The following is an 11,008-nucleotide window of genomic DNA, read 5'->3' as shown; positions in this document are numbered from 1 at the left end:
GGACCAAATCCGGCATCAAAACCCAATTCCGTGGCGAGCTGGTGGGAGATCCGCGGCCCCCCCGCAATCAGCACCACCCGGTCTCGCAAGCCCTCCGCCTCCAACATCTCTGACAGCTGCGTCAGGTTGGTGATATGCGCATTTTTCTGGGTCACAATCTGCGACACCAGGAGCGCATCGGCCTGTTCCACTCTGGCTCGGGCCACCAGCGTATCCGTCGGGATTTGCGCCCCGAGGTTGATGGCCCGAACCATCCGGTAGCGCTCGAGCCCGTAGTGCCCCCCATAGCCCTTCATGTTCATGATCGCGTCGATTCCGACCGTGTGCGCATCGGTCCCGATGCAGGCGCCGATCACGGTCAGGGGCCGGCCAAATTCTCGCTCGATCAGGGCGTCCACGCCGTCCATATCCAGCACCGGAAATTTGGCCAGGGGCAAATCGATGGAGGCATAGTCCACCGAGTAGGGACAGCGACCATAAGCCACGAACATGGTGAGGGCCGGGCCCATCGCCTCCATCGCCGTGATCAGCGGTTCATCCAGCCCCATTTTGGCCAGCAACAACTTGGCGGCCTCTTCCGCCTGAGCCCCCGCTGGCACCGGCAAGCAAAAACTGAGCTGGACCGCGCCGTCGTCCAGCGTGTCACCATAGGCCTTGATGGCCTGCAGGTTGACCGCTGCGGGCGAACCGGCCGCCTCGTCCCGCGGCCCCGATGCTGAGATCTTCATCGGTTCTCCTCCCGCCTCAATCAAACCGACAGCGCCGATTCGGGAGCGCGCCGCTCGAATTCCGCCCAGAATGGGTTGAGATAGTCAGGCGCCTTCTCAAACACCCCCTCGAGCCCTTTGCCACCATCGGGTGCCCGCCGCACGTCCGCGAAACAACCTTCCCCGATGGCTGCGACCAGACCCACGTCGTGGATGTGACGCAGTTGGAGGACGGCCTCACGAAGCACCTGATTCGCCCGCGCGGCAATGCGACCTTCCGGTCGCAGGTCGAACTCGCCGACCAGGTGACGGGTAAAGTTTTCCATATAGCTCATGTTTCGCAAGGCCAGATAGCGGTCGGCCACGAACGGCGTGTGAATGGCCTCGGTCAGGATACCCAGCAAGCAAATGCTCTGATTCGTCAGGACCGTCGCCAGGTTATACATGGTTTGATGCGCATACGATTGGAAAATATTCCCGGTGATGTGTTTGGTCGGCGGCATGTATTTCAAAGGATGCTCCGGAAACACCTGGCGCACCAGCTGGGCCATCGCCAGTTCATCCAGGAACCCATCCTCACGCTTCGGGTCGATTTCGAACGCATGACCGAGGCCCATGAGGTGGGTCGGAATCCCTGCCTCCCGTGCGAAGCGTTCATTGATGAACTGGCTTGATAGCACGGTGTGTCCTGCTTCGATGGCATCTGCGGTGGTGAGGTAGTTGTCCTCGCCCGTGTTGATCAGGATGCCGGCAAATCCATTCACCATCCGCGAGAAATACTGGTCTGTCAGCGTGCGATACAAGTTGATATCGCGAAACAGGATGCCATAGAGGGCATCGTTCAGCAGCATATCCAGACCTTCCTGAGCCGCCAGCACGGAGATTTCCGGCATGCAGAGGCCGGAGGCGTAATTGGTGGCCTGGATGTAGCGACCGAGTTCTTCCGACACCTCGTCCAGAGCGGTCCGCAGCAGACGGAAGTTGGCGGCGGTCGCAAAGGTTCCCCCGGAGCCTTCCGAGGTCGCGCCAAACGGCACGAAATCGAGCAGGCTCTGGGCGGTAGCTCGAATCACGGCAATGATATCTGCCCCCTGCTTGGCCGCCGCGACCGCTTGGGGAACATCCTCGTAGATGCTGCCGGTGGCGACAATCAGATAGCGCAAGGGGGCAGGGCCCACGCCCAGCCGTTCACGAAACCGTTGGCGCTGCAGGCGAGAGGTGCGCAGGTGCTCCAACGCGACCCCCATCTGTTCCAGCGCCCACCGCTCGCGCGCGCCTGCCGAAACATCCTCGCAGCCCCAATCGGCAGGCGTGGCAGCAGTGGCAATCCATTCGGCAGCGGCCTGGGGCCCCAGCCCCTTGGCCAGGCAAACACCCGCCAGCCAGTGACTCACGCCGCTCGGCAGCTGGCCGGCGGCCTGAATGCGATCGACCGTGCGATTGGGCCAGGGCACCCCTTCTTCGTCGACCCCATCGACCCCCAGCAGGCGCAGCACGGCGCGCTCGATCGACACCGTAGAGTGGGCACGAATGTAGCCCATCATGCGGCCGACGACACCGTCGGCCAGGCACCGGGCTTCTTCGACCAGTGCGCTTTCGAGCGGGATGTGCATGAATCCGACCTCCGCGTATCTTGCGATCTTATTCCCTTGCAGGCCGATTGAAAAGGTGACGCCCCTGCACGAACGATTGACACGCAAGCGACCTTTGACGCAACATTTCCAACAAGGCCACAGGCCCATCCAGCTCGGCTGCCTGCGACACGCCGAGGCTTGCCTCCCAGGGGGCGCTCAGGAAAGATGCAGGCGTGGCGCTTCGCCCAGCCCCCCCTGGCCCGGAAAGGTGAACGAATGTCCCTGCGCTATGCCATTCTGGGCCTGCTGGCCCGACGCGAGATGACGGGCTACGACCTGACCAAGCATCTCGCGGCCAGTGACGGATTGTTCTGGTCCGCCAAACACAGCCAGATCTACCCGGAACTGGCCGCCCTGACCAGGCTAGGCCTGGTTCAGTATCAGGCAGTGGCGCAGATCGGACGTCCAGAAAAGAAGGTGTACGTGCTCACGCCGGAGGGTCACCGTACCCTGGGGGCCTGGGTGGGGGAACCGCCCGAAGCCCGCGTGCTGAAAGACCCGATGCTGATCAAGGTTTGGGCCTTGGGGACGGTCTCTCCTCAGCAGCTGGAACCAGTGCTGAGGCGGGCGCTGCGAGAACTGGAGCAGAAACTGAATGATGCTCCGGGCACAGGCGTCACCCCGCAGGAACCCGGCGATCGCCACACGCGCGGCGTCGAGCTCACCCAGTCGTTCCAACGCCATTTCTACGCGATGTATCGCACCTGGTTGCTGGACTGCCTGCAGGCCTGCCAGGAAAGCGATGTGACGGCTGGGACGTGACGCGAGGGCTCGGTCCCGCCGGGCTCAGCGTTCCGGTGCGCTCGCCTCGACATCAAACACAGGCAGGTCGGGGAACGCCTCGCTCAAGGCCATCCGTAACTGCTCGGGCGCACACGTCCGCCCATCGGGTGCCGTGGGATTGACCGTCAAGGCGATCGCCCGCACGGGCCGCAGGGCGTGACAGGTTCGTCCACGCTTCATCCAACGCCCCAGGTGTTCCTGCGAGGCCAGCAGGTGAGTGCCGCTGGGCACAATCAGATCAACCGTCAAGCGTGCCTCGAGTAGCACCTCCAGCAGCGCATCCGACACCGCGCCGGGCACATACAGGGCCTCCGCACCGGCCGGGAGCCAGCCAGGGAGTCGCCCGAGGTCACTCAACAGCGTGTCGGCCACCCAAGGCGTGAATCCCGCCGGACTCAGCGCTCCAGGCGCGTCAAGCCCCAAGCACCGGGCCTGCCAGGCCGGTGCTGGTTCAGGGAGTTGCAGGCGATCCAGGATGAATTTCGTTTCGGAGACCACCGCAGAGACATCCTCACCCAGGACCAGTCCAGTCGCCAGGACAAAGGCGTCGACCCCGCACGAAATGAAGGCCCGACGGTCAGCAGCACCATCCAGCAAGACCCGTTCGGCCCCCAAACGCTGGAGCTGTCGCAACAGGGCCGCGGCCTCCCTGACCTTGACGGGGCCTGCCACCTCGACGAAACCGGCTGAACGGACTTCGTAGATCCCGACGGGGCCGAGCGCCGTTCGGAACGGGGTGGGCTCCCGAAGCACCAGCGTGGCCTGAGAGTACAGCGCCGACTCGTGGGAGGTGGCCACCAGGGTGCCCACGGGCGGAACAATGCGAGGCTTGGGCCGATGGGTGATCTGATCGACGGCCTCTCCGTCTCGGCCAATCGAGGACAAACCCAGGCGCTCCCCACCACGGGAGAATGCGGCAATCAGGTGATTGAGCGCCGTGGTTTTTCCGGCATTTTTGGCCGTGCCGGCGATCGCCACGCTGGCGTACCCCACACACGCGTCACGGAGAGTGCGTTCGGCAGACACGGCGCAACCCCGCTCAGCTCAAACTGGCCAGGTGGGCCTGAACGGCGGCTTCGCAGGCGGGCAGCAAGCGCGCCAGGGCTTGCTCCATGGTGGCCTCGAAGCGTGCGCCGGAGGCGTAACGATGCCCCCCTCCGCCGAACTGCTTGGCCAGCGTGTTGACGGGCACGTTGCCCTTGGAACGCAGGCTCACCTTGATCCGTCCTTCCTCGGACTCCTTGAACAGCAGGTAAACTTCTCCCCCCCGCACGCGCGGGAGTTGTTGCGTCAACAGCTCCACCGCCTGGTCGCTGCCCTCGCCGCCCTTGAGCATCTCAGCAGTCAGACACGCGTACACGATCCGTCCGCCGAGGCTTGTCTGCAGGCCAGTCAGGGCTTCGCCGAAGACCTGAAGATCGGTCCGGCTCAGTTGTTCGTGAAGTTCCCGATTGATCTGGTCCGGGCGCGCGCCCGCTTCCACCAGATTGGCCACGGTCCGAAACAACGCCCCATCACAGCGATCCGTCACAAAGGCTCCCCGGGTATCGAACAGGATGCCCGTGAACAGACAGGACGCGGTCTCCGCGTCGAGCGGAACATCGAGGTGGGGCTGCAACTGGGCCACGATCAGGGAGGTGGCCGCCGCCTCGGTGTCCACGTAGATCCACTCGGCGAAGCGGCCATTGTCGAGGTGATGGTCCAGGTTCATCCATGTAGGCCATTCGCGGACAGACGCAATCTGGCGGTGCCGTTCGCCACCATCGAGGAACACCAGGCGCCAGTCGGCCGCATCGGTGGGTGGGCGGTCGACCACTGGGAACCAGCGCGTCAGAAAGCGGCAGGATTCCGGCACAGGCTCATCGCAGAACAGGGTCACCTGCTTGCCCATCCGAGTCAGCAGGCGGGCCAGGCCACACGTCGACCCGAACGCGTCGGGGTCCGGCGCCGTATGGGGCACAATCAGGTAGCGATCGTGGGCCTTCAAGAGTTCCGCCACGTGCGCAAGGTCCCGCACATTACTCACGGCATCCATCCCTACCTCCTTCGTTCGGTTCCAGGTTTCCCGCATGATGGTACCGGATCCCCCGTGCTTTCGGCCGCCATCAGGAAAGGGCCCTCATGCTGCCACTCCACGATGAAAATGAGCACACCCGCACGCCCTGGCTGACGTGGTGCCTGATCGCCGCGAACGCCCTGGTGTTCGCCTATCAACTGGCCCTCCCCGAAAAGGCCTGGGATGGCTTCCTGCAGACGTTTGCCCTCACGCCGGCTGCCCTGACGGCAGATGTGGCCGCCGTTCAATCCGGTCACTATCCAGGCCTGGGGAGCTTTCTCTCCCTATTCTCCTGCATGTTCCTACACGGCGGATGGATGCACTTTGGAGGCAACATGCTGTTTCTGTATATCTTTGGCGACAACATCGAGGACCAGATGCGCCCCCTCAGGTTTCTGGGTTTCTATCTGTTAGCCGGTTTGGCGGGCAGCCTCGCACACGTGTGGTCTGCCCCTCACAGCCCGCTGCCGTTGCTCGGAGCGAGCGGCGCCATCAGCGGGATCCTGGGAGCCTATCTGGTGCTTCACCCGGGTGCCCGGATCAAGACCCTGATCCTGTTGTTTCCCTTCATCCGCACGGTCAGAATCCCCGCCTTCATCTTTTTAGGCATCTGGTTTCTGACCCAATCCTGGCAAGGAATGGCCAGCTCGGCCAACGAGCACGCCGCAACCAGCGGAGGCGTGGCCTGGTTCGCCCATCTTGGCGGGTTCGGGGTGGGGGTGCTCGCAGGCTTGGGATTGCGCTTGCAGCGTTGGGTTCTGCTGGCCCGACGCCCGCTCTCACGCGGATACTCGAATCGTCGCTGATGGCGCTGAACAAGGGCTAGCAGGCTAGCGATTCATCACGTTGAGGGTAAACTGCACCTGGGTTGCCCCGCCCGGTCCGGAGGCACTGAGCACGACCTGGTGCGGCCCGTTTCGCCAGGCCCGCGAGTTGCAGGGAAACACCGGCGCGGGACCGGACGTGACCCCCAGCGTCTGACCGTCGAGCTGGCAAACGACACGCGTGGGATTCCCCGCGATGGCCGCCCGGATCACCACCTGACCGCCCACGATGGCCCCATCCGCGGGCGTGAAGGCCCGGACTTCCGTCGGCTGCGCAGGCACGACAGGCGGTGGGGGGTCCTGCGCCGCTGCTTCGTCCCCTGGCGCGTGCGCCAGCACGCGCGGCCTGGCGCCAGCGCCGTATGACGAGGGGATTTCAACGGCCAAGCGTGGCGCCGGGGCCTCGTTTCTCGGCTTGACCACACGACGCTCCCGTTGCAAATCTTGCAGCAGCTTTCGCTCCGCAGGGGTCAGCTCGGACATCTTGTAGCTGGCGGGCGCGCGCGTGGCCGCCGGGCGAGTCGCCTGGGAGGGGTGCGCCATCCGGTAGATTCCCCAACTTCCCCCCAGCAACACGCAGGCCCCCAGGATCAACCGCCCCCACGCCTGCCTGCCGCCGGGCAAAGGACGCGGCGCGTGCTCGAGCGAGTGAAGCTGCGGCTCGCGCTCCAGCGCTTGCTGCGTACAAGCCCCACAAACGCCCCTGGTATTCAAGCAGGCCGGACAAAACGGGCGCCGACACAGGCTGCAAGCGGTGGCCGCACGAATATCCTGATGGTTTCGACAGTAGACCACGCCGGCACGAGGGGCGGAGACGGTTTTTTCCGCGGCAGGGCGAGGCCGCCCCGGCCCCTTTCCCTGAGGGCCCCCCGACGCGTCGGGGGAGTCACCGGCGGAAGCGCTCAGGGCTGCCCCGGCCGCTTGCCCGCCCGCTTGCAACGGCCCAGCGGCCGCTCCCTGAGTCTTTCTGAGCGGGGCCTGAGGCGGACGCGGCACTGCCGGCGTCAATCGCTCAGCCCAGGACACATCCTTGGCCACGCTGGCCGGTGACGGCTCTGAAAGCGGCGTTTCTCGCTCGGGGTCCGCTGGGGCCACGGCAGGCGTGACCGTCGGGCGCAGGCTCCCGGCACAACAATTCATGCACCGTCCGCGCTCGCCTTCGTCGCGACATGTGGCACATACCGGCTTCCGACAGGCGGTGCAAGTCCCGACAGCCCGGGATTTGGCGTGATAGGTACAGGTTTCCAAGCAGCACCTCGACCGGGTGAGTCACCGAAGGGGTTCTGGGTTCATACCCCACGCGTCGGTGCTCGACGCGCGCACAGGGCGAACAGGCAGCGTCCGGGCTGTCAGGCTCCGAGAACCGCGGGATCAGGAAACGCCTTGACGTCGGGCCAAGCGCTGTTGCGCACGTTCCTGGCGGTGATCGACCCAGACTGGGCCCCCTCGCTCCGGAAACGGCAGTTCGACCCGGTCAAGGTCGTGGGGGAGAATGACACCAGGTTGAATGGCGTGGGCCTCTGCCAGCAGGTCGCGAGCCGCGTGGCGAAAGCTGATGTGGGTGAGTGCCAGCATCTTGACCCGAGCCTCAAGCGCAAGCCGGGCGGCCTCCGCCGCCGTCGAGTGGTAGGTCTCTCGGGCCCGGTCGGCCGCCTCCTCGGCGAAGGTGGCATCGTGGACCAGCAGATCGGCATCCTGAGACGCTTCCGCGACCGCCTGACACGGCCGGGTATCGCCTGTCACCACCACCCGCCGCCCCGACCGTGAGGGGCCCAGCACCTGAGCCGGAGACACGGGACCTTGGGAACCTTCGACGGTCTCCCCCCGCTGCAAGGCCCCGAAATCCGGGCCCGGTTTCAGCCCCAGGGCCTCGGCGCGCGCCGCATCGAAACGCCCCGGACGAGCGGGTTCCACGAACGACCATCCCAGGGAGGCCACGCGATGATCGGTCGCGATCGCGGTGATCACCCAGTCGTCTCGCTCGAAGCGATGGCCAGCCTCGACCTGATGGTAGCTGACCTCGAAGGTCGTGCTTCCGACGATTCGTCGAAACATGGTCACCATGCTGGTCAACCCCTTGGGGCCATAGATGGCGACGGGTTCCTGACGTCCCCAGAGTTCCCAGGTCTTGAGCATCCCCGGCAAACCCAGGTAGTGATCGGCATGAAAATGCGTCAGCAGGATCACGCCGATCTGGTTGATGCCCACGCCGGCGCGCATCAACTGACGCTGCGTGCCTTCGCCACAATCCACCAGCACCCGCTCACCGCCGCGCTTCAGCAGCGTGGCGGTCAAGCCGCGTTCAGGCGTCGGTACGGCCCCCGAGGTCCCCAGAAAAACGACCTGCATCTCCATCGAATGGCCGGCCTAGAACTTCAAAGCCCAGCGCAGTACCCAGTAGATGAAAGCCGCCAAGCTGGAGGTGATGGGAATGGTGAACACCCAAGCCAACACCATGTTGCCCGCGACGCCCCATCGGACGGCGGAGACGCGCTTGGTCGCCCCCACGCCCATGATGGCCCCCGAAACCACGTGCGTGGTCGAGACGGGCAAACCGAATTGGGAGGCTGTCGTGATCGTGAGGGCCGCGGCAGTGTCGGAGGCGAATCCGTTGATGGGCTGCAGCTTCACGATCCGGGTCCCCATCGTCTTGATGATTTTCCAGCCGCCGGCACTGGTTCCAAGTGCCATCGCGCTGGCAGCCGCCAACTTCACCCACATCGGCACCTCGAATCCGCGCGCGGGGTCCAGCAGGCCCCCTGAAAACAGGGCGAGCGTGATGATGCCCATCGCCTTCTGAGCATCGTTGGTGCCGTGGCTGAACGACATGAAACCGGCCGCCAGAATCTGCAGGGGCCGGAACATGTTCGTCACCGTGCTGGGAAGGGCCGAGCGAAACACCCACATCAGGAGCAGCATGATACTGAACGCCACCAGCCCCCCGATCAGCGGGGACAGCACCAAAAACACGAAGATACGCTCGACGCCGAGCCAGTGCAGCTTGGCCCAACCAAACCCGGCCACGGCTGAGCCGATCAGGCCGCCGATGATGGCGTGCGAAGACGAACTCGGCAGGCCCCACCACCAGGTCAACAAGTTCCAGGTGATGGCCGAAACCAGCGCCGCCACCACGACCCACTGACCGGAAACGGCTCCCGACTCGATGATCTTGGTGTCGATGATGCCCTTGCCGATCGTTTTGGCCACCTCGGTTCCGGCCAGGGCGCCCAGGAAGTTGAGCACGGCCGCCATCAGGATCGCACGCCGGGGCGTCAGAACGCCGGTGGAGACACTGGCCGCAATGGCATTGGCCGTGTCGTGAAAGCCATTGATGAAGTCGAACACCAACGCCAGAAACACGACGAAGGCGATCAGCAAAAGCAGTTCAGGCATTCTTCAACACGATTCCGTGGAGGCGACCGGCCACGTCCTCGGTCATATCAATCGCCGACTCGATGGTGTCGTAAACCTCTTTCCACTTGATCACGTGCAAGACATCCCGTGGCTGGTCAAACAGCGCACTGAGGGCGGCGCGGTTCAGCTTGTCGGCTTCATTTTCCAGGCGGTTGATCTCGACCACGTGCGGCAGGATTTCACGATGCCGACGAGGGTTTCGCAGCAACGGGACCGCCTGGTCAATCTGCTCGCAGCAACGCTCAAGCAGGCGCACCATCGTGATCAGCAGGTCAGTCGGTCGATCAATCCGATACAACAGCAGCCGATCCGCCACCAGTTCGGTGGAATCGATGATGTTGTCCAGGTCGATGGTCAGGGCGTGAATGTCCTCGCGGTCGAGCGGCGTGACAAAGGTCTTGTTCAGCTTTTCGAGAATCTGGTGGGTGACCTTGTCCCCCACGTGCTCCGCGTCGGTGAGCTTCTGGAAGCGACCGGGCACATCTCGGTAATCTTCGGCCAGGTCACGCAGCAACCGGGCGCCGGCCAGGACATTCCGAGAAGACGCCTCGAGCAAGTCGAAGAAACTCTCTTCCCGCGGAATCAAGCGAAACACGAATCAGACTCCTGTCATCACGCAAGCCATACCAGCCAGGCCACGAGGCAGACCAGCCTCGCCCATCAGGCTTCTCGGCACGTGGATCACCGCAATCCCCGCTCATGCCCCACGGGCGCCTGGCGACGGCGAGCGGCGAGAAAGTTTCGGCCGTTTTGGATGATCTGAAGCACTGACCCCACCTCGGCCTCAAGCTGCCCCAGCACCTCGTCAGCGTACCCCTCGGCTCCGCGCACCAGCTGGCGCGCCTCCCGTTCCGCAGCCAGCACGATCTGCTGGGCCTGGGCCCGCGCTTCCATCAGATCGAGCGTCGGGGAAGAGGTCGCGCTCGGCACGTCGCCGGGCATCTTGGCCAGGAGGGGCGCCGGGAGCGTGGGCGCAGGAAAGGAGTCCTGAACGGGCGCCGAGGCGGCACGCAGTTGGCGCGTCGAGGCACTCGGGTTGGTCAAGGCGGGAAAGTCCAGCATCGGAGGGCTCTCGCTGCCGCCGGAGGGTAACTCGCCCTCGGCGGCGGTGGGCTTCAGGGGGCGCAAGAACGCCAGCCCGTCGGCGACCGTTTCCGGCAGGCCTGGCCTGTCGCTTCGCGGAGCTTCGGCGGCCTTCTCGAATTGCTGAAATTGCGCCACCAAGGCACCGCCGTCCAGGCCGAGCAACTTGGCGTACTGTCGGATGTAGCCGTAGGTGTGCACCATCGCTGGCAGACGGTCCATCCGACCCTCTTCCAGGGCCTCCAGGTAATGCAACTTGATGTACGTGCGCTGAGCCACCTCGTCCAGCGTGAGGCCCTTGCTGAGGCGCGTTTCTCTCAACAGTTGACAGACATCGGTCACAACGATCGGCTCCATCCCCGATTGCCCTGAGCACCGCCACAAAAAGCCACCGGCTGGGCCCCTTGATGCAAGAATGATCCCGATCTTACCACGCAACCGCGCACGTCAGGGACGTGCGGTCCAAGATTTTCATGCCGCTACCACGCCATCCGGGCGTGTGATATC

At 64.5% G+C, this 11,008-nt stretch carries 11 protein-coding genes; 2 read left to right on the top strand and 9 right to left on the bottom strand.

Going from position 1 to position 11,008, the window contains the following annotated elements:
- A partial coding sequence (locus VKP62_05750) for an OAM dimerization domain-containing protein (GenBank protein ID MEB3196691.1) occupies window positions 1-728 on the bottom strand: 728 nt, incomplete at its 3' end.
- A 20-nt stretch (window positions 729-748) separates the two neighbouring features.
- The gene (locus VKP62_05745) at window positions 749-2,320 is read right to left on the bottom strand and encodes a lysine 5,6-aminomutase subunit alpha (GenBank protein ID MEB3196690.1); all 1,572 of its coding nucleotides are present in this window, start codon (window positions 2,318-2,320) and stop codon (window positions 749-751) included.
- A 237-nt stretch (window positions 2,321-2,557) separates the two neighbouring features.
- Here VKP62_05745 and VKP62_05740 point away from each other — a divergent pair, with 237 nt between their 5' ends.
- Window positions 2,558-3,103, top strand: coding sequence for a helix-turn-helix transcriptional regulator (locus VKP62_05740; protein ID MEB3196689.1), 546 nt, complete (start codon window positions 2,558-2,560; stop codon window positions 3,101-3,103).
- Window positions 3,104-3,127: 24 nt separating this feature from the next.
- Here VKP62_05740 and VKP62_05735 read toward each other — a convergent pair whose 3' ends face one another.
- Together VKP62_05735 and VKP62_05730 are read right to left on the bottom strand one after the other, a co-directional pair.
- Window positions 3,128-4,150, bottom strand: a complete 1,023-nt coding sequence (locus tag VKP62_05735) for a hypothetical protein (GenBank protein ID MEB3196688.1) — start codon at window positions 4,148-4,150, stop codon at window positions 3,128-3,130.
- A 13-nt stretch (window positions 4,151-4,163) separates the two neighbouring features.
- Window positions 4,164-5,159, bottom strand: a complete 996-nt coding sequence (locus tag VKP62_05730) for a bifunctional oligoribonuclease/PAP phosphatase NrnA (GenBank protein ID MEB3196687.1) — start codon at window positions 5,157-5,159, stop codon at window positions 4,164-4,166.
- 86 nt (window positions 5,160-5,245) lie between these two features.
- Here VKP62_05730 and VKP62_05725 point away from each other — a divergent pair, with 86 nt between their 5' ends.
- Window positions 5,246-5,986: a rhomboid family intramembrane serine protease gene (locus VKP62_05725; GenBank protein MEB3196686.1), complete on the top strand. Its 741-nt coding sequence runs from the start codon at window positions 5,246-5,248 to the stop codon at window positions 5,984-5,986.
- Window positions 5,987-6,010: 24 nt separating this feature from the next.
- Here the strand turns inward: VKP62_05725 and VKP62_05720 are convergent, their stop codons facing one another.
- The 5 genes from VKP62_05720 to VKP62_05700 form a co-directional block, all read right to left on the bottom strand.
- The gene (locus VKP62_05720) at window positions 6,011-6,547 is read right to left on the bottom strand and encodes a hypothetical protein (protein MEB3196685.1); all 537 of its coding nucleotides are present in this window, start codon (window positions 6,545-6,547) and stop codon (window positions 6,011-6,013) included.
- An 828-nt stretch (window positions 6,548-7,375) separates the two neighbouring features.
- Window positions 7,376-8,353 (bottom strand): ribonuclease Z, encoded by a 978-nt coding sequence (rnz, locus tag VKP62_05715; GenBank protein ID MEB3196684.1) that lies wholly within the window; start codon window positions 8,351-8,353, stop codon window positions 7,376-7,378.
- Between the two features lie 18 nt (window positions 8,354-8,371).
- Window positions 8,372-9,397, bottom strand: coding sequence for an inorganic phosphate transporter (locus tag VKP62_05710; GenBank protein MEB3196683.1), 1,026 nt, complete (start codon window positions 9,395-9,397; stop codon window positions 8,372-8,374).
- Window positions 9,390-10,013 carry a DUF47 family protein gene (locus VKP62_05705; protein ID MEB3196682.1) on the bottom strand — a complete coding sequence of 208 codons (624 nt, stop codon included), beginning with the start codon at window positions 10,011-10,013 and terminating at the stop codon, window positions 9,390-9,392. Before VKP62_05705 ends, VKP62_05710 begins: the two co-directional genes overlap by 8 nt.
- A gap of 86 nt (window positions 10,014-10,099) precedes the next feature.
- Window positions 10,100-10,843, bottom strand: coding sequence for a helix-turn-helix domain-containing protein (locus tag VKP62_05700; protein MEB3196681.1), 744 nt, complete (start codon window positions 10,841-10,843; stop codon window positions 10,100-10,102).
- Window positions 10,844-11,008 lie beyond the last annotated feature (165 nt).

The sequence above is a fragment of the Candidatus Sericytochromatia bacterium genome, from assembly GCA_035285325.1.
Taxonomy (GTDB): domain Bacteria; phylum Cyanobacteriota; class Sericytochromatia; order S15B-MN24; family JAQBPE01; genus JAYKJB01.
This window is presented reverse-complemented; position numbering and strand designations above follow the sequence as displayed.